Source organism: Microbacterium sp. Cr-K20 (assembly GCF_000708325.1).
In the GTDB taxonomy this organism is placed as follows: Bacteria; Actinomycetota; Actinomycetes; order Actinomycetales; family Microbacteriaceae; genus Microbacterium.
Genome location: NZ_JARE01000082.1, coordinates 154724 through 172835, shown reverse-complemented (window position 1 = coordinate 172835; position 18112 = coordinate 154724). Strand labels below are relative to the sequence as shown.

The following is an 18112-nucleotide window of genomic DNA, read 5'->3' as shown; positions in this document are numbered from 1 at the left end:
AGGATGACAGCAGCGGGCGGCGACGGAGCGAGGCGGAATGAGCGACAGACCCAAAGAGGTGCTGCGCGTCCCCGCGTTCGCCCTCTACTGGTCGTCTTCCACCCTCGGCGCGTTCACCGGGGCGGTGACCGCGATCGCGTTCCAGGTCCTGATCGTGACGACGCTGGACGCCACTCCGTTCGAGATCGGCCTGCTCAACGCGGCCAACGTCGTGCCTTACCTGCTCTTCGGCCTGGTGGTCGGCGCACTGATGGACCGATGGCGGCGCAAGCCGGCGATGGTCTTCGCAAGCATCGGCCGTGCGCTGACGCTGGCGCTCGTGCCCGTGCTGTGGCTCACGGGGACTCTGACCGTCTGGTCGTTCGGCGCCCTGTTCCTGCTCTACGGCGCGCTCACCCTCATCGCGGACTCGGCAGCGCAGCCGATGCTCCCCCGCCTCGTGCCCCGGCATCAGCTCGTGGCCGCGAATGCGCGCCTCGGCCAGGCAGGCACGGTCGCCCAGACCACGGGCCCCGCCGTCGGCGGTGCCCTCGTCGGCTGGCTGGGCGCTCCGTTCGCGATCCTGATCGACGCCGTCGCGTACGTCGTGAGCGCGGTGCTGTTGAGTCGGATCCGTGTCGAGGAGGCGAAGGCGCAGCGCCGGACCGATGGCCGCCACCTCGGACACGACATCATGGAGGGCCTGCGCTGGACGTACTCCCACCGCACGCTCGCCCCGATGGCCGCATCGATCAACGTCTGGTTCCTCGGCAACAGCATCGCGCTGACCGCATTCGCCCCCTATGCGCTGAGAGAACTCGGACTGAGTCCGCTGATGTTCGGCATCGTCCTCGCGATGGGCGGCGTCGGCGGATTCGCCGGCGCTCTCCTCGCCCCGATGGCGGGGAGACGATTCGGCGTGGGCGGCGCCGTGCTCACCGGACGCATCCTGTCGGCGTTCGCCTGGACCGCGATCGTCGTCCTCCCGCTCTCGGACATCACCTCTCTCGCGATCGTCGCCATCACCCTCGGAATCGGGCAGCTCCTGTTCGGGTTGGGTATGGGTCTGGAGGATCCCAATGAGATGGGCTACCGCCAGGCCGCAGCCCCCGACCACATGCAAGGGCGGTTGAACGCGTCGATCCGCACTGTCAACCGCGTCACCTTCCTCGTCGGCGCACTGCTCGCGGGCGGCCTCGCCACCGCGTTCGGCTACCGCGTGACGATCGCGGTGGCCGTGGTGGTGTTCACGGTCGCCGCGCTGATCGTCCTGTTCTCCCCGCTGCGCACGGCACGCCATGAGGATGTCGCTCGGTCGGAGTAGTCGGCATCCCGCGTGAGGAACGTCGCCGCATACTCTGCGCACTGAGTACGCACCGCTGATATGAAGCACAGCAATCATCCGAAAGACATGGTGCGCATCCGAGGGCGCATGCCATCGTGATGGCATGAAGGCACACATCGACAAGTCGGGACGGATCGTCATTCCCGCCGCCCTCCGCGAGAGGGTCGGACTGGTCCCCGGCCCTGTTGAGCTGGTCCTCGACGGCAACGGCATCCGTATCGAGATCGACGCCCCGGACAACCTGTTCGAGAAGGACGGACGTCTCGTCATCACGGGCGGACCGACACTCACCGCGGACGACATCCGGGAGCTCCGGCTAGCCGACCAGCGCTGATCTCCGCATCAGCACCACGGCCGCCTCGTATGCCGCATCAGGGGTCGAAGTCCCCCGCATCCGAAGCGAGTCTTCTCCGCTCTTCACGCGGCACGGGGCGACACGCCGCACGCGGATAGACTGGAAAGCATGTCCAAGGTCCTCCAGTCCCTGCCCGTCGGCGAGCGCGTCGGCATCGCCTTCTCCGGAGGACTCGACACCTCCGTCGCCGTCGCGTGGATGCGCGAGAAGGGCGCCGTGCCCTTCACCTACACCGGCGACCTCGGTCAGTACGACGAAGACGACATCGCGTCGATCCCGGGCCGTGCGTTGGAGTACGGCGCCGAGGCCTCGCGCCTGATCGACTGCAAGACCGCCCTGGTCGAAGAAGGCCTCGTCGCCCTCTCCTGCGGCGCCTTCCACATCCGCTCCGGCGGCAAGACGTACTTCAACACCACGCCCCTCGGCCGCGCGGTCACGGGCACGCTGCTGGTGCGCGCCATGAAGGAAGACGGCGTCGACATCTGGGGCGACGGCTCCACCTACAAGGGCAACGACATCGAGCGGTTCTACCGCTACGGCCTGCTCGCCAACCCGCGCCTGCGCATCTACAAGCCGTGGCTCGACGCCGACTTCGTCACCGAGCTCGGCGGCCGCAAGGAGATGAGTGACTGGCTCGTCACCCGCGACTTCCCCTACCGTGACTCTGCCGAAAAGGCCTACTCGACCGACGCGAACATCTGGGGCGCCACGCACGAGGCGAAGACCCTCGAGCACCTCGACGTCTCGCTCGAGACCGTCGACCCGATCATGGGCGTGAAGTTCTGGGACCCGTCCGTCGCGATCGAGACCGAAGACGTCACCGTCACGTTCGAGGCCGGCCGTCCCGTCGCCATCAACGGCGTCGAGTACTCCGACCCGGTCGCCCTCGTCATGGAGGCGAACACGATCGGTGGTCGCCACGGCCTCGGCATGAGCGACCAGATCGAGAACCGCATCATCGAGGCGAAGTCGCGCGGCATCTACGAGGCCCCGGCCATGTCGCTGCTCTTCATCGCCTACGAGCGTCTCGTCAACGGCATCCTGAACGAGGACACCCTCGCCACCTACCACGAGCAGGGTCGCCGCCTCGGTCGCCTCATGTACGAGGGCCGCTGGCTCGAGCCGCAGTCGCTCATGCTGCGCGAGTCGATCCAGCGCTGGGTCGGCCTGACGATCTCGGGCACCGTGACGATCCGTCTGCGCCGCGGCGACGACTGGACCATCCTCGACACCGTCTCGCCGAACCTGTCCTACGGCCCCGAGAAGCTGTCGATGGAGCGCGTCGGCGACGCCGCCTTCGGCCCGGTCGACCGTATCGGCCAGCTCACGATGCGCAACCTCGACATCGCCGACTCGCGTGCCCGCCTCGAGCAGTACGCAGGCCTGGGCCTCGTGGGTGGCGCGACCGGCGAGCTGGTCGGCCGGGTGACCGCCGGAGAGTCCGCCGAGATCACCGAGTCGGTCCACGGGTCGATCTCCGAAGCCGACGAGAACCTGGCGGATGCCGTCGACACGGCGTCCGAGGGCGCGGCGTTCGACTCCGGCACCGACTGACGTCGTACTGCCGGCGCTGGCAGCCCGGGCTGCCGGCGCCGGACGGGTGCACCCGCTAGGCGGGTGAGTCGCCGGCGCTGCGCCGTTCGTCAGCGGCGTCGAGCTCCTCGGCGCGGTCGATGATGCCCGGCAGCACCTCGTCGAAGAGCGTCACGATGGCAGCACGGGTTCCGGCCGCGTCGCGCTGTCGGATGGCCTCACGGATGGCGACGGTGGATCGCTCGACCGCCACCCAGTCGAACACGCCGCGCGCGTGCTGCGTGAAGCGACGGATCTGCGGGCCGAGGAACTCGATGACGGTCACCCGCGTGGTGTTGCCCTCAATGCGCGCGAACCCGGTCACGATGGCGCGCAACGCGCCACCGAACTCGACGACATCGTGGTCGACGACCGCAGCGGACATGTCCTCGGTCAGATCGACGAGATAGGCGACGTCGTCGGCCTGGATCAGCGGCATCGCGTGGCGTACCGAACCGATCCAGATGTCACCGAAGAGCGCGATCGCGTCTCGGATGCGGTCCAGATCGAGGGGCGCCACGCGCGTGTAGCGGTTACGTTGCATCTCGACGAGTCCCCCCTCGGCAAGTCGCGCCAGCGCGTGCCGCACCGGCGTCTTCGACGTCCCGAGATCCGCCGCCAGCTCGTAGTCGCGGATCCGCTCGCCCGGCCGAAGCTCACCGTCGACGATCGCGTCCCGCAGCCGGTGATAGACGTCGTCACTCACCGAACGCCGTTCCAGCGCACCATCCATGCCCACCAAATCACACCCTCCTTCGACCACAGTGGTTCCCCCACCACTCGTTGCGGCCGACATGGCGGCCCGGACGTAATCGCGCCGAGCCTCCGCATCGTCCCCGTTCTGCGCAGAGCGCAACGGGTAACATAACACATTCGTCTGAATGGATGATCCACGAGCGCTCGGGCGGATATGATGCGAAGGCGCGACCCTGAAACGCGCACTGGGGCTCGGTGGGACTGAGTTCCACCTGTCTACCCGAAAGAGTTCTCGACGATGATGACCGATTCGCAGGAGTCCGCCGTATCCACGCGCCCTTCACTGGGCGCCCGGATCGGACGGATCTCCTTCCTCGTTGTGGCCGGGATCGTCGTGATCGCCGTGGCCGCCGCCTTCTTCGTGACCTGGACGATCCAGCGCTCCTTCCCGCAGACCTCGGGAACGGTCGAGCTCGACGGTCTGAAGGCCGAGGTCACGGTGCAGCGCGATGACCGCGGCATCCCGACGATCACTGCCGACTCGACCGACGATCTGTTTTACGCCGAAGGGTTCGTGCACGCACAGGACCGTTTCTTCGAGATGGACTTCCGCCGCCACGTCACCGCAGGGCGCGTCGCCGAGATGTTCGGAGAGTCCCAGGCGGCGACCGACGCCTTTCTGCGCACACTCGGCTGGCGAACCGTCGCCGAAGCCGAGGTCGAGGCGATGGACGACACCACGCGCGGCTACTACGAGGCCTATGCCGACGGGGTCAACGCCTACCTCGCGACACGGTCCGGCGCCGAGCTCTCGCTCGAATATGCCGTTCTCGGCATCCAGAACCCGGACTACGCTCCCGAGCCGTGGGAGCCCGCGGATTCGGTCGCCTGGCTCAAGGCCATGGCCTGGGATCTGCGCGGCAACATCGAGGATGAGACCGAGCGCTCGCTCCTGGCCGCCGAGCTGAAGGCCGGTGCGGACGAGGCGGGCGAGGCGGTCGACACCGGGGAAGTACTCGCGAAGCTCTACCCCGACTACCCGTTCGACGAGAATCCGGTGATCGTTCCGAAGATCTCGACGGTGCCCGCACTCGAGACCGGTGCGGAACCCGCCGCGTACACGCCCTCCGAATCCGACGGCGAGATCCAGCAGGCGACCACCACGATCGAGTGGCAGGAGACCTCGAACGTGATCGAGGCCGCGAGCGAGCTCGTCGGCGATGTCGGCGAGGGCATCGGATCGAACTCCTGGGTCGTCTCGGGGGATCTCACCGAGACCGGGATGCCGCTGCTCGCGAACGACCCGCACCTCGGCGCGTCGCTGCCATCGGTCTGGTACCAGGTGCAGCTGAAGTGCTCGACCGTGAACGACGCCTGCCCGTTCGACGTCGGAGGCTTCTCGTTCTCCGGGCTTCCCGGCATCGTGATCGGTCACAACCAGCACGTCGCCTGGGGGTTCACGAACCTCACCACCGACGTCACCGACCTCTACGTGGAGCGGGTGGTCGGCGACGAGTACTGGCGCGATGGCGCGCTGGTCCCGCTCGAGCAGAGCACCGAGACCATCAAGGTCGCCGGTGGCGAGGACATCGAGCTGACGATCCGCTCCACCGTGCACGGGCCCATCATCTCGGGCCTCACCGACGACTTCACCGCGATCGCCGATGACCCCGAGCCGGCGCTCGGGGAAGGAACCGAGGCGCCCGCCGCTCCGCCCGTCGGTCAGGAAGACGCCGAGTACGCCGTCAGCCTGCGCTGGACGGCGCTCGACCCCGGCACGACCGCGACCGCGATCTTCGCCCTCTCCACCGCGCAGGACTTCGACGACTTCCGCTACGCCGCCTCACTCTTCGACGTGCCGGCACAGAACCTCATCTACGCCGACACCGAGGGCAACATCGGCTACCAGACACCGGGGCGCCTCCCGATCCGCGGTGCCGGCGACGGATGGATGCCGCAGCCGGGTTGGGACAGCAGCTACGACTGGACGGGCTACATCCCGTTCGACGAGCTGCCCGTCTCGTACAACCCGACCTCGGGGTACATCGTCACCGCGAACAACGCGATCGTGACCGACGACTACGCCTTCTTCCTGTCCCGCGACTGGGACTACGGGTATCGCGCGGCGCGCATCGCCCACCTGATCGAACGACGCGCGGCCGCCGCTCCGCTGACCGCACAGGACATGCGTGACATCCAGATGGACGACGAGATGTGGATCGGCACGCAGCTGGCGACCGCCATGGCCGACGTCGACGTGAGCCGCGCGGACGTCCAGTCGGCCGTGGACCTCCTGCTCCCGTGGGACGGCCAGAACACGGCCTCCTCCCCCGCCGCCGCCTACGCGAACGTGCTCTGGTCGAACCTCGTGCAGAACATCTTCGGCGAGCGCGAGCAGCCCCTGCCGATCGACGGACAGGGTCGCCTGTTCACGGTCGTCGCCGACATGCTCGACGACCCGTCCGATCCGCTCTGGAGCAACCCGCAGATCGACGTCGACGGGATGGAGGCAATGCTGGCGTTGTCCGCCGAAGAGGCCTATGACGAACTCGTCGCCCTGCAGGGAGACGTCCCGACCCGCTGGAACTGGGGCGACCTGCACGCGATCACCCTCACCAGCGACACACTCGGCACCTCGGGGATCGCGCCCGTCGAGGCCCTCTTCAACCGCGGGCCGTACCCGGTGGGCGGCGGCGCATCGGTGGTCAACGCGACCGGGTGGGAGCTCGGCGTCTCGTACGCCACCACGACGGTGCCGTCGATGCGCATGGTGATCGATCTCTCCGACTTCGATGCCTCGACCTGGAACCACCTCACCGGCGCGTCGGGTCATGCCTTCCACGAGCACTACACCGACCAGACCGCCGACTGGACGGTCGGGCTGCAGAAGCCGTGGGCGTTCTCCGCGAAGGCGGTGGATACGTCAGCGGTCGACACGCTGATCCTGTCGCCGGCCGGCTGATCCGCGGGCTGCGCCGACCTGAAGGGACGGTGCAGGTTGCTCCGCTACCGTGGGGAGGTGCCATCCAGTTACCTCGCCCCGAAGGGTACGACCGTCACGCTCCTCGAGTTCGAGCACGGCGGCGCCACGCTCATCGCCGAGACGTTCGGCGAAGGCCCGCACACGTATCTCCTGCTGCACGGCATCGGGATGGGTCGGAGCGTCTACCTCGACGTCGTGCAGCGGCTCGAGGGTCGGGTGATCGCCCTGGACCTGCCGGGATTCGGCGAGGCGCCGGAGCCGACGCGCACCCTCACCATGGAACGCCACGCCGACCTGGTCGCCGCCTACCTGCAGCAGGTGGATTCGGGCCCGGTCGTCGTGATCGGCCACTCGATGGGCAGCCAGATCGCTGCAGAGCTCGCCGCGCGGCATCCGTCGCTGGTGGAAGGCGTGGTGCTGGCGGGCCCCACGGTGAACAAGGCGGCGCGCAACATCGCGGCACAGGCCCGCTACCTCCTGACCGATCTCGTCGGCGAGCGGCCGCTGGTGATCTGGCGCGGCGCGCGGGAGTACCTCCGGGGCGGCCCGCACCTGATCCGCAAGATCCGTGCCACCGTCGTGCACGAGCCCGAGGACGCCTTCGTGCGCATCGAGTGCCCGGTGCTGGTGCTGCGCGGTGAGGACGACCCGCTCGCGCCGATGAGCTGGTGCCGCGAGATCCTCGACGCGATCCCCGGTGCCGCGCTCGAGGTCATCCCCGACCACGGACACGGCACACTCATCAGCGACTCCGAGCCCGCCGCTCGCCTGATCCACGAGTTCGCCGCCCGCCTCTGACGGTCGGTCGGTCTCGCGGGGCTCAGCCGGCGGCGGGCGGGGTCTGCTTCGACTCGGCGAGCTCGTCCACGACGAGGCCGCGCTGTTCGATGGTGCCGTTGCGGTAGGCCTGTCGCCCGACCATGTGCGCAGACAGCGGCGCCGTCGCGAACTGCATGAGCACGACGGGCGCGACGAGCACGAATCCCAGCAGGATGCCGCCGACCGACCGCTGCGACAGGGCGATCGCGATGCAGATCAGCAGCAGCCCGAGCACCTGGGGCTTGGTCGCCGCGTGCAGCCGGGACGGCACGTCGCGGAAGCGCAGCAGACCGACCGCCGCCGACAGACACAGCAGCGCCCCGAGCAGGATCAGTACCAGCACAGCCACGTCGATGACGGGGTCGGGGATCACGAGACCGAGGATGTTCATGAGGTCGTGTTGTCCCTTCTCGCGACGAACCGGGCGACGGAGATCGAGCCGAACACCCCGATCGCGGCGATGATGAGGAGCACGGGGATGTTGCGGGTGTGACCGTTGATGGCCATCTCCGCCCCGAGCACGCACATGACCTCGGTGAGGAGCACGTCGGAGGCGACGGCACGGTCGAGGATCGACGGTCCTCGGACGATGCGGACGAGGGTGAGGACGGCGGCGATGCCGAAGACCACCATGATCAGCAGCAGCAGGATGTTCATCGGGCACCGCCCTTCGTCGATCCGGTCAGGCCGGCGCGCTGGTCGGCCTTGAGTGCGCGGTACTGCGCGGGGTCGCCCAGCGCCCGGACGACCCGTCGCTCCCAGCGGAGCACTCCGGCACGCTGCTTCTCGACGTCGGCGCGGTTCCTGACCCCGATCACATGCAGGTAGAGGATGCGTCGGTCGCGGTCGGTCTCGACCACCAGCGAACCGGGGACGAGCGACGACACGACAGCGACGTGCGTCATGACCAGGTCGTCGGCGTAGCGCAGCGGCACCGCGATGATCGCGGTGCCCGGCTGGCGGCGGAAGTCGAACACCTGCAGAGTCACCGAGATGGCTCCGCTGAGCACCGCGAACAGGAACTGCACCACGAACAGCGCGGCGTAGGCGACATTGATCCGACCCGAGAGCTCGACCGTCGGCAACCGGAACACGCGGGTCACGAAGATCGCGACGACGAGTCCGGACAGGAAAGACAGCACGGTGAACTGCGCCCACAGCAGCATCCACAGCACGACGAGCCAGGCCAGGAAGGGCAGCTGGACCCGGATGTCGCGCCAGAGGTGACGCTTGGTCTGTCGTCTCATCCGCCCACCTCCTCTTCCAGCTGGACGAGGCTGACGGGCTGCAGCAGAGCGGCGCCGATGCGGTCGCAGAGCGCGTACAGGGGTCCGGCGAAGATCGTGAGCGAGACGGTGACGGCGACCATGCCGGCCGTGGCGATCGTCATGATCTTCGGGATGCGGCGACGCTCCTGCTGCTCGTCGGCGGCCGGGGCATTGCCGAGGTACGAGATGCGGCCCTCGGTCTCGGTGGAGTCCTCCTCCTCGCGCCAGAAGGCGAGGTTCCAGGCGCGCATGAGTGCGTACAGGGTGAGCAGCGAAGTGACGATGCCGCCGAAGATCAGCACGATCATGATCGGGGTGCCGACGGAAGCCGCCGCCTCGAAGAGCGCGAACTTGCCGATGAAGCCGGAGAACGGTGGAAGGCCACCCAGGTTGATCGCGGGCACGAAGTAGAGCACGGCGATCACCGGTGCGACCTTGAGCAGCCCCTTGACCCGCAGGATCGAGGTGCTCCCCGCTCGTCGTTCCACGAGTCCCACCGCGAGGAAAAGGGTCGTCTGCACGACGATGTGGTGGACGATGTAGTACACGGTCGCGCCGATCGCGGCCGGCGTGGCTATCGCGAGGCCGAAGATCATGTAGCCGACGTGGCTGACGAGCGTGAACGACAGTATTCGCTTGAGTTCCGCCTGCGCCACGGCACCGAGCACACCGACGATCATGGTCGCGAGCGCGATGATCAGCAGCACCGTGTCGATGCTGTTCGAGGCGAACAGCTGGGTCTCGGTGCGGATCAGCGCGTAGACGCCCACCTTGGTCAGCAGGCCCGCGAACACCGCCGTGACGGGGGCGGGGGCGGTCGGGTACGAGTCGGGCAGCCAGAAGGACACCGGGAAGATCGCGGCTTTGATGCCGAAGGCCACCACCAGCATCAGGTGCAGCACCAGCTGGGTCTCTTGTGGAAGCTCCGACATGCGCTCGGCGATCTGGGCCATGTTGACGGTGCCGAGTGCGCCGTAGATCATGGCGATCGATGCGAGGAACAGGATCGACGAGACCAGCGAGACGACGATGTAGACGGCGCCGGTGCGGATGCGGGACTCGGTGCTGCCGAGAGTGATGAGCACGTACGAGGCGACGAGCAGGATCTCGAAGCCGACGTAGAGGTTGAACAGGTCGCCGGCGATGAAGGCGTTGAAGATACCGGCCGCGAGGATCAGGTATGAGGGGTTGAAGATCGAGATCGGGGTCTCGTCCGTGCCGTCGGCGGCGCCCTGGCCGATGGAGAAGAGGAGGACGGCGAGGAGCACGATGCTCGAGATGAGCACGAGGAGCGCGGCGAGCCGGTCCACATAGAGCACGATGCCGAAGGGCACCGGCCAGCCGCCGACCGAGACGGCGAGCGGGTCGCCGGAATCCACCACGACCAGGAGCACAGCGGCGATCACCGAGACCGCGGCGAGTGTGGCGACGGTCACGACGACCTGGAGCCGCGCGTTCCGGCCGAACACGAGGGTGATGGCGGCGCCGAGGAGCGGGAGCCCGACGAGGAGCGGGACCAGTGCGGTCATGGCCGGCCCTCCTCGTTCTCGTCGTGGTCGTCGGGTTCATCGGGGCGCGCCTGGTCGCCCTCGGCTGAGGGTGAGGAGGGTTCGTCGCCCCAGCCCGTCGGCGCGTCGAACGGTGCATCGTCGTGGATGGCGGGGTGGTCGCGCATGTGCAGCACAGTGATCGGTGCGGTCTGCACGCCGACGAAGTCGGTGGTCGCCTCGTCCTCGTCGGTCTCGGACTCGTCGTCCATGAGATCTTCGTCGGCGTCGGTGCGCTCGCGGAGCGCGATGTCAGCCTCGTCGTCCTCGACGGTGTCGGCCTGGCCCAGCTGCCAGGAGCGATAGATCAGGGCCAGGAGGAAGGCCGAGACCGCGAACGTGATCACGATGGCGGTCAGGGTGAGCGCTTGGGGGAGCGGGTCGCTCATCTCACCCTCGGTGCCGAAGAACGGCGCGTTGCCCGGGACGCCCATCACGATCAGCAGCAGCAGGTTCGTGGCGTTGCCGAGCAGGAGGAAGCCGATCAGCACGCGGGTGAGGCTGCGCTCCAGCATCGCGTACACGCCGCACGCGAAGAGGATGGCCATGATGACGATCAGGGTGAGCGAGACATCCATCAGCTGCTCCCCCTGCCGCGCGAGAGGAAGCCTTCAGGACCGGGGGTCGAGCGCAGAGCCGCCTGCCTGTCGACCTCGGCGCCGAGGCTGCGCAGCACGTCGAGGACGAGCCCGATCACGACGAGGTAGACACCGACGTCGAAGATGGTCGAGGTGACGAACTCCATGTGCCCGATACCGGGGATCTCCCATTCCCAAAACGTGCTCGTCAGCGGCGCGAGCCCGAAGAAGAGCGGGACGACGGCCGTGCCGACGGCGAGGATGAGGCCGGTTCCGAGCAGTCGGCCGGCATCCGTCGGTGCGGCGGCGCCGAGTTCCCAGCGGCCTCCGGCGATGTAGCGCATGACCAGCGCCATGCCGGCGACGAGTCCGCCGGCGAAACCGCCGCCGGGCAGGTTGTGCCCGGCGAAGAGCAGGAAGATCGACACCACGATGATCGTGTGGAACAGGATGCGGACGATCACCTCGAGCAGGATCGACCTGTTCTCGGGTTTCATCTTCTGCCCACCGACGAGCCATGCCCGCGGGCTGCTCTCGTTCTCGGAGTTCTGGAACCGGATGCCCTCGGTCGTCTCGACGAGCGGGCGACTGCGCGCGGCCTTGCGGGTCGCCTTCGGCAGGTTCTTGGTGGCGGCGAGCAGGTCGGCTCGGTGCGTGACGAACACCAGCGAGGCCACGCCGGTCGCGGCGAGCACGAGCACCGACAGCTCGCCCATCGTGTCCCAGCCACGCAGGTCGACCAGGGCCACGTTGACGACGTTCTTGCCGTGACCGATCTCGTACGCGAGCTGCGGGAACGCCTCCGAGATGGGATCGGCGATGCGGGATTGGGTGGCGACCACCGCGACGAAGGCCATCGTGACGCCGACGCCGATCGCCAGCAGCGCCCGGGGGACGCGGCCGACCGAGGCGTTGTGCTCGCCCATCCGGGCGGGGAGGCGGCGAAGCACCAGAGCGAACGTCACCATCGTGACGGTCTCGACCAGGATCTGCGTGAGCGCCAGGTCGGGTGCGCCGCTCGTCGCGAACAGCACGACCATCCCGAGCCCGGTGACCGAGACCAGGACGACGCCGGTGTAACGCTTCTGGGCACGCACCGCGAACACTCCGGCGATCGCCATGATCGGCGCGACGACGATCTGCGCCGGCGTGTGCCAGGCGGAGAGGTTGTAACGATCGATGTCGCTGGCGATGAGCGCGGTGACCTCAGCGGCGACGAACACCACGAAGATGGTGCCGACGTACACCGGCAGCGAGCCGCGCTGCGTGAGGGTGGTGCTGAGCACGGAGAGACGGTCGATGCCGCGCATGACGAGGTAATAGACATCGGCGGCGGTGAAGCGCAGGAGGCGGGGCTTGCGGTCCCAGCCGGTCCGGCGGGTGAGCAGGAAGAGGCCGATGCCGAGCAGGATGGACACGATCGAGATGCCCAGCGCCGGCTCGAGACCGTGCCACAGCGCGAGGTGCCCCGGACCCTCGACGGCTTCGCCCGCGTGGTCGAGCCCGGGAGTCGCGGTGACGGCGTAGCCCTGCAGAGCCACGTCGAGCGCGGGCGCCCCGATACCCGCGGCGAGCGTGACGCCGGCGAGGATGATCGGCGCCGAGAGGAACCCGACCGGCGGATCGGGCCAGGCGGTGTCGGGCAGCTGCCCCTGCGCGTCGCGCTTCTTCCAGAAGGCTCCCCAGAGGAAACGCGCCCCATATGCCGCGGTGAGCATGGAACCGAGGACGACGCCGATGAGCGCCACCAGACCCCAGGGAGAACCCCCCAGGGCGTCGTCGAGCAGAGCCGTGAGCGTGGACTCCTTGGCGACGAACCCGATTGTCGGGGCGATGCCCGCCATCGATGCCACCGAGATGAATGCCGCCGTCGCCATGACCGGCGCCTGCCGCCCGACACCGGAGAGCTCGGTGATGTCACGGGTCGACAGCTGGCGGTCGATGACGCCGACGATCAGGAAGAGGGCCGACTTGAACAGGGCGTGGCCGATCACCAGCGCGAGTCCGGCCAGCGCCGCCGCCTGCGTGCCGTAGCCGACGACGACGGCGAAGAACCCGAGCTGACTGACCGTGCCGAACGCGAGGATGCGCTTGAGGTCGGTCTCGCGCAGCGCCTGGATGCCGCCGATGAGCATCGTGAGGATGCCGAGGGTGATGACGATCGGGCGCCAGGGCGCGCTGAACGCGAAGATCGGCGCGAACCGGGCGATCAAGTAGATGCCGGCTTTGACCATCGCGGCCGCGTGCAGGTACGCGCTCACCGGGGTGGGCGCGGCCATCGCACCGGGGAGCCAGAAGTGGAACGGGAACAGGGCCGACTTGCTGATCGCGCCGATCAGGAGCATGACGATCGCGGCATCGACCGCAGGGCCCGTCGGTGCGATCTCGAGGATCTCGCGGATGCTCGAGGTTCCGGTGTCCACGACGAGGATCACGACGCCGACGAACATCACGAGTCCGCCGAGGGTGGTCACGAGCAGGGCCTGCAGTGCCGCACGTCGGCTGGCGGCGCGGCGGCGGTAGTGGCCGATGAGGAGGTACGAGAGGATGCTCGTCACCTCCCAGAACATGACCAGCATGACGAGGTCGTCCGTCAGCACGAGGCCGTACATCGCGCCGGCGAATCCGAGAAGGACGCCCGCGAACTGGCCGACGCCGGCCGAGTCCTCGTAGAAGTACCACCGGCAGTAGAGGAGCACGAGGGCGCCGACGCCGGTCACGATCAGGGTGAGCACCCAGCCGAGCACGTCCATGTTCATGGACAGGTTCAGTCCGAGCTGCGGGATCCACTCGACCGACTCGTACGGGACCGGGCCGTCGAGCACCTGCGGCGTCATGACGAGCGCGTGCACGAAAGCCGCTGCGGGGACGAGTGCGGCGATGGCGAAGGCCTGAGCTCCGAGCCAGCGCACCAGAACGGGCATCAACAGCGACCCGAGCAGGAACACGGCGAGGAGCGTCAGCATATACGCGGCTCCCTCGGGGGTCGTCGGCCTTGCGGCCAGGCGGGGGGTGTCATAAGCAGTTTACCCGGGCGAAGACTCCACTTGGTCCGCAGGAGTGTGATCGTGCAAGAGTGGTCGCATGCGGCGGGTCTGGGGGCGGGAGCTGGCCGGGTGGTTCGGCGCCCTGGCGATCGCGGTGATCACCGCCGCGCAGGTCGCATCCTCGGCGCGCTCCGACCTGCTGTTCCGCGACGGGGATTCCCTGATCGTGGCCATGTTCGGGCAGTCGGCGCTTTCCGGTGAGCCGCTGGACTGGGCGATGTCGAGCGTGCTCTTCCTCCCCGAATCCGCGGTGTTCGCGGGGCTCGACCTGCTCCTTCCGGTCGATGTGAACAGCCTGCTCGCGAACAATGCCGTGATCAACATGCTCGCCCTCTACGGAGCACTTCGGCTCGTGGCTGGTCGGCGGAGAGAGGACCGGGCACCCGTCGCGTGGGCTCTTCTCGGACTCGCGGCCTTCTGTGCCATCGCCGTGACCGAGGTCTCCGCATCGCGCGATGCGCTCGAGCTCGCGTCCCTGCAACTCACGACGACCTACTACTCGGCGACCGTGGTCGCGGTCGTGCTCTCGGTCGGTCTGGTGCGTCGCGCGCTCGACCGCCCGTCGGGGATCGTCGGTCTCCTGTTCGCGCTCGGCGCCACGGCGGCCCTGTCGACCCTGTCGAATCCGTTGTACGCGGCGTGGGCGACGGTTCCGATCGCGGTGCTGCTCGCGCTGCTGACCATCCGCTCGCGGCAGCGGTCGCGCCTGACGCTGCTCCTCGGCGTGCTCCTGATCGGCACGGCTCTCGGCTTCGTCGGACGCATTCCACTTCGGGCATGGATCGCCAACACGGGCGCCGGCTACGTACAGCCGGAGCGATGGGCCGATTCACTCGGCTATTACGGCGGACTCGCAGCAGACCGCCTCTCGACCCCCGGCGGGGTGTTCGGCTGCCTGATCGTGCTGGTGCTCATCGTGCTCGCGGTCGTCCGCACGACACGCGCCGCGAGTGAGGGTTCGCGCTTCGTCGCCGCCGTCGCCTGGCTGATGCCCGTTCTCGTCGTGATCGGCGCGATCGCGCTCGGCACCCACGCGGCCCGCTACCTGCAGCCTGTGGTGTTCGCGCCCGTTCTGGCCCTGGTCGCCCTGCCGCGCGCGGGGTGGAAGCCGCTCCGCGCGCGGTCGCTCGTCGCCGCGATCGCCGCGGTGCTGCTCGCGCTCGGCGGCATCCTGAGCATTCCGCGCCTCGCTGCGGCCGCCGAGGTCGCCGACCCCGACCTCACCTGCGTGACCGACTGGGTCGACGCGTCCGGCCGCACCGGGGCCGGTCAATTCTGGACCGTACGTCTGCCGAAACTGCACCTCGACGATCCTGCGCAGCTCGTGCAGGTCGATCATGAGCTGCGCGGCTATGCCTGGTTGGTGAACCGTCGCGATTTCGACGTCGGAGAGGTGACGTTCCTCGTGGAGGATGCGCAGACGGTCCCCTGGAACCTGCCCGCACCGGCCATTCCCGACGAGGTGATCGACTGCGGCCGCTACCGCGTCCTCGATCTCGGCGACACGGCGCTTCCGCTCGGCCCGCAGCGCAGCTGACTGTGGCCGCCGGCGGGGCGGAGCTCAGCGCGAGGCCGGGCCGGTGGTGGTGCCGACGCGGAACCGACAGGTGAGATGCTGCGTGATCCCCGGTTCGCCTCGCAGCATGCGTGCGACCTGCTCCCCCGCCGCGCGGCCCTTCTCGACGGCCGGCTGCACGCTCGTCGTGAGGGTGAGGTCGCCGAGACCGTCCAGCGCGATACCGTCGAAACCCGCGACGGAGAGGTCTTCGGGGACGCGGAGTCCCTTCTCCTCGGCCGCGCGGATGACCCCGACGGCCAGCAGGTCGCTCTGGGCGAGCACCGCGGTCGGCCGGGTGGCGGGGTCCGCGAGCAGCATCCTGCCGACGCGCACGCCTTCGTCGATGAGGCTGCCGGATGCCGAGATCGCCGGGGCGTCGGGGAACACCTCCCGGGTGCCGGCCAACCGGTGGACCGTGACGTCGACGGTCGCGTTGGCGAGACGCTCCGGTGTGACGGCTGCACGCTCGCGGTCGCTGTCGAGCGGCAGGGTGACCAGGGCGACATCGCGGTGGCCGAGGTCGCGCACGTGCTTCGCGATGTCGGCGGAGGCTGCCGCGTTGTCGAGCGTGACGCGCGGGATCGCCTCTCCGGCGTCGCCTTCGATCACGACGACCGGGAGCCCCCGGCCGACGACCACCTCGAGGGATGCCCGTGTGCGTCCGGAACAGCCGATCAGCACGACCGCGTCGACGGGGGCATCGGCGATCGCCGTGCCCTCCCCCGGCTCGTCGCGCATCAGCAGGATGCCGGCGCTGAGTTCGGCGAGTCCGTCGGTGAGGCCGTCCATCATGGCCGTCGTCACGGGGTCGAGGAACGCCGCACGCAGATGTCCTTCGAGCACGACGGCGACGATGCCGCTGCGACCGCGGCGCAGGGAGGCGGCGCGGGGATCCGGTCCGGCGTAGCCGAGCTCGGCGGCCGCGGCGAGCACGCGCTCGCGCGTCGCGGGGGCCACCTTGGCCTTACCGCTGAAGACCACCGAGGCGGTGGACGTGGCCACGCCCGCCTCGCGTGCGACGTCGGCGATCGTGGGCCGACGCGGCGTCTCCTGACTGCTCATGCTTCGAGGATAGCTCGCTTCCGCTCCCCCGGGTCGAATCGATTCGATAGGCTGTCCGGCATGGAAGCAGTCCTGACCCGTTCGCAGTTCGTCCGCTGGCGCGCCGCGATCTTCGCCATCTTCCTGGCGAGCGGCCTCTCGATCGCGACCTGGGCGGCGCGCGTGCCCGGGATCAAACAGGCGCTCGAGCTCGACAACGCGCAGGTCGGGATGCTGCTTCTCGGCATGGGTGTCGCCTCGATCATCGGCATCTCGACGAGCCCCGCGGTGATGGCGCGCACCGGCGCCCGCCGCGGCATGCTGGCGGCGATGCTCATGTTCGCGCTGGGCATCGCACTCGTGGGCCTCGGCGCGACGGTGTTCGGCTCGGTGGCCGTCGTCCTCCTCGGCATGGCCCTGTTCGGATTCGGCAACGGCTGCGTCGACGTGATGATGAACGTCGAGGCCACCGCGATCGAGCAGCAGATGGGCCGCACGATCCTCCCCGTCTTCCACGCCTTCTTCAGTTTCGGAACCGTCATCGGCGCCGGCATCGGCGCCCTCGCCGCCCACCTCGCGATCGATGTCGCGACACATGCGGTGACCATGGGCGTGCTGATCGCCGTGATCGCGGTGGTCTGCTTCTTCCAGGTGCCGGTGCGTGAGGCCGCCCTCGACCCGGAGGATCACGTCAAGCCGCCGTTCCGCGAGCGCATGCACACCGCGCTCGAGGCCTGGCGCGAACCCCGCACCTACCTGATCGGCGTCGTCATGCTCGGAATGTCGTTCGCCGAGGGCGGCGCCAACGACTGGATCGCGCTCGGCACCGAACAGGGTCATGGTTTCGCCGAGGGCACAGGAGCCGTGTCGCTCGCCGTGTTCTCCATCGGGATGACGACGGTGCGCTTGTTCGGCGGCCCCCTCGTCGACCGATTCGGACGCGTCCTGGTGCTGCGGATCCTCGCCGTCGCCGCGGCATCGGGGATCCTGCTGTTCATCCTCGCGCCCACCTTCCCGCTGGTGCTCGTCGGGGCGGCGCTCTGGGGCATCGGGGCCTCTCTCGGCTTCCCTCTCGGCATGTCCGCCGCCGCGGACGACCCGGCCAAGGCGGCGGCTCGCGTCAGCGCGGCAGCGACGATCGGCTACATCTCGTTCCTCGGCGGACCGCCCGTGCTCGGCGTCATCAGCGAGCACATCGGCCTGCTGAATACCCTGTTCATCCTGGTCGCCCTGGTCGTCACGTCCGGGCTGTTCTCCGGCGCCGCCCGCCCGCTGCGCGACGACGAGAAGACCCCGGCGGCGAGCACAGAGCAGCGCTGAGCGC

Annotated in this window: 15 protein-coding genes; 7 read left to right on the top strand and 8 right to left on the bottom strand. The window is 68.8% G+C overall.

Annotated elements, in window-relative coordinates:
• Positions 1-37 precede the first annotated feature (37 nt).
• From GZ67_RS0119415 to argG, 3 genes are all read left to right on the top strand, one after another.
• The gene (locus GZ67_RS0119415) at positions 38-1303 is read left to right on the top strand and encodes an MFS transporter (RefSeq protein ID WP_029264119.1); all 1266 of its coding nucleotides are present in this window, start codon (positions 38-40) and stop codon (positions 1301-1303) included.
• 124 nt (positions 1304-1427) lie between these two features.
• On the top strand, positions 1428-1658 hold the full coding sequence (locus GZ67_RS0119410) for an AbrB/MazE/SpoVT family DNA-binding domain-containing protein (protein ID WP_029264120.1): 231 nt from the start codon (positions 1428-1430) through the stop codon (positions 1656-1658).
• Between the two features lie 129 nt (positions 1659-1787).
• Complete coding sequence (gene argG / locus GZ67_RS0119405) at positions 1788-3233, top strand: argininosuccinate synthase (RefSeq protein ID WP_029264121.1); 1446 nt, start codon at positions 1788-1790, stop codon at positions 3231-3233.
• A 55-nt stretch (positions 3234-3288) separates the two neighbouring features.
• Here argG and GZ67_RS20300 read toward each other — a convergent pair whose 3' ends face one another.
• Complete coding sequence (locus GZ67_RS20300) at positions 3289-3957, bottom strand: GntR family transcriptional regulator (RefSeq protein WP_231481883.1); 669 nt, start codon at positions 3955-3957, stop codon at positions 3289-3291.
• A 288-nt stretch (positions 3958-4245) separates the two neighbouring features.
• Here GZ67_RS20300 and GZ67_RS0119395 point away from each other — a divergent pair, with 288 nt between their 5' ends.
• Together GZ67_RS0119395 and GZ67_RS0119390 are read left to right on the top strand one after the other, a co-directional pair.
• Positions 4246-6909, top strand: a complete 2664-nt coding sequence (locus GZ67_RS0119395; protein WP_029264123.1) for a penicillin acylase family protein — start codon at positions 4246-4248, stop codon at positions 6907-6909.
• A gap of 57 nt (positions 6910-6966) precedes the next feature.
• The gene (locus GZ67_RS0119390; protein WP_051662649.1) at positions 6967-7728 is read left to right on the top strand and encodes an alpha/beta fold hydrolase; all 762 of its coding nucleotides are present in this window, start codon (positions 6967-6969) and stop codon (positions 7726-7728) included.
• 22 nt (positions 7729-7750) lie between these two features.
• On the opposite strand, the gene mnhG is transcribed toward GZ67_RS0119390, so the two are convergent.
• Genes mnhG through GZ67_RS0119360 form a run of 6 tightly spaced genes read right to left on the bottom strand, consistent with a single transcriptional unit; the run spans position 7751 to position 14108 of the window.
• Positions 7751-8140 (bottom strand): monovalent cation/H(+) antiporter subunit G, encoded by a 390-nt coding sequence (gene mnhG / locus GZ67_RS0119385; RefSeq protein WP_029264125.1) that lies wholly within the window; start codon positions 8138-8140, stop codon positions 7751-7753.
• Complete coding sequence (locus tag GZ67_RS0119380) at positions 8137-8406, bottom strand: monovalent cation/H+ antiporter complex subunit F (RefSeq protein WP_029264126.1); 270 nt, start codon at positions 8404-8406, stop codon at positions 8137-8139. Before GZ67_RS0119380 ends, mnhG begins: the two co-directional genes overlap by 4 nt.
• The gene (locus GZ67_RS0119375; RefSeq protein WP_029264127.1) at positions 8403-8996 is read right to left on the bottom strand and encodes a Na+/H+ antiporter subunit E; all 594 of its coding nucleotides are present in this window, start codon (positions 8994-8996) and stop codon (positions 8403-8405) included. Before GZ67_RS0119375 ends, GZ67_RS0119380 begins: the two co-directional genes overlap by 4 nt.
• Positions 8993-10546 carry a Na+/H+ antiporter subunit D gene (locus GZ67_RS0119370; protein WP_029264128.1) on the bottom strand — a complete coding sequence of 518 codons (1554 nt, stop codon included), beginning with the start codon at positions 10544-10546 and terminating at the stop codon, positions 8993-8995. The genes GZ67_RS0119375 and GZ67_RS0119370 overlap by 4 nt, the downstream gene beginning before the upstream one ends.
• Entirely contained in the window at positions 10543-11142 is a 600-nt protein-coding gene (locus GZ67_RS0119365; protein WP_029264129.1) for a Na(+)/H(+) antiporter subunit C, read from the bottom strand. Before GZ67_RS0119365 ends, GZ67_RS0119370 begins: the two co-directional genes overlap by 4 nt.
• Entirely contained in the window at positions 11142-14108 is a 2967-nt protein-coding gene (locus GZ67_RS0119360) for a Na+/H+ antiporter subunit A (RefSeq protein WP_029264130.1), read from the bottom strand. Before GZ67_RS0119360 ends, GZ67_RS0119365 begins: the two co-directional genes overlap by 1 nt.
• Positions 14109-14226: 118 nt before the next feature.
• Between GZ67_RS0119360 and GZ67_RS0119355 the strand changes: the two genes are divergently transcribed.
• The gene (locus GZ67_RS0119355) at positions 14227-15726 is read left to right on the top strand and encodes a hypothetical protein (RefSeq protein WP_029264131.1); all 1500 of its coding nucleotides are present in this window, start codon (positions 14227-14229) and stop codon (positions 15724-15726) included.
• Positions 15727-15750: 24 nt separating this feature from the next.
• On the opposite strand, the gene GZ67_RS0119350 is transcribed toward GZ67_RS0119355, so the two are convergent.
• Positions 15751-16809, bottom strand: coding sequence for a LacI family DNA-binding transcriptional regulator (locus GZ67_RS0119350; RefSeq protein ID WP_029264132.1), 1059 nt, complete (start codon positions 16807-16809; stop codon positions 15751-15753).
• A 60-nt stretch (positions 16810-16869) separates the two neighbouring features.
• Here GZ67_RS0119350 and GZ67_RS0119345 point away from each other — a divergent pair, with 60 nt between their 5' ends.
• Positions 16870-18108 (top strand): MFS transporter, encoded by a 1239-nt coding sequence (locus tag GZ67_RS0119345; protein ID WP_029264133.1) that lies wholly within the window; start codon positions 16870-16872, stop codon positions 18106-18108.
• Positions 18109-18112 lie beyond the last annotated feature (4 nt).

Excerpts from the sequence above, each read along its gene's own strand:
- GZ67_RS0119415 (WP_029264119.1), top strand. The coding sequence starts at position 38 with ATGAGCGACAGACCCAAAGAGGTGCTGCGCGTCCCCGCGTTCGCCCTC.
- GZ67_RS0119410 (WP_029264120.1), top strand. The coding sequence starts at position 1,428 with ATGAAGGCACACATCGACAAGTCGGGACGGATCGTCATTCCCGCCGCC.
- argG (WP_029264121.1), top strand. The coding sequence starts at position 1,788 with ATGTCCAAGGTCCTCCAGTCCCTGCCCGTCGGCGAGCGCGTCGGCATC.
- GZ67_RS0119395 (WP_029264123.1), top strand. The coding sequence starts at position 4,246 with ATGATGACCGATTCGCAGGAGTCCGCCGTATCCACGCGCCCTTCACTG.
- mnhG (WP_029264125.1), bottom strand. The coding sequence starts at position 8,140 with ATGAACATCCTCGGTCTCGTGATCCCCGACCCCGTCATCGACGTGGCT.
- GZ67_RS0119380 (WP_029264126.1), bottom strand. The coding sequence starts at position 8,406 with ATGAACATCCTGCTGCTGCTGATCATGGTGGTCTTCGGCATCGCCGCC.
- GZ67_RS0119375 (WP_029264127.1), bottom strand. The coding sequence starts at position 8,996 with ATGAGACGACAGACCAAGCGTCACCTCTGGCGCGACATCCGGGTCCAG.
- GZ67_RS0119370 (WP_029264128.1), bottom strand. The coding sequence starts at position 10,546 with ATGACCGCACTGGTCCCGCTCCTCGTCGGGCTCCCGCTCCTCGGCGCC.
- GZ67_RS0119365 (WP_029264129.1), bottom strand. The coding sequence starts at position 11,142 with ATGGATGTCTCGCTCACCCTGATCGTCATCATGGCCATCCTCTTCGCG.
- GZ67_RS0119360 (WP_029264130.1), bottom strand. The coding sequence starts at position 14,108 with ATGCTGACGCTCCTCGCCGTGTTCCTGCTCGGGTCGCTGTTGATGCCC.
- GZ67_RS0119355 (WP_029264131.1), top strand. The coding sequence starts at position 14,227 with ATGCGGCGGGTCTGGGGGCGGGAGCTGGCCGGGTGGTTCGGCGCCCTG.
- GZ67_RS0119350 (WP_029264132.1), bottom strand. The coding sequence starts at position 16,809 with ATGAGCAGTCAGGAGACGCCGCGTCGGCCCACGATCGCCGACGTCGCA.
- GZ67_RS0119345 (WP_029264133.1), top strand. The coding sequence starts at position 16,870 with ATGGAAGCAGTCCTGACCCGTTCGCAGTTCGTCCGCTGGCGCGCCGCG.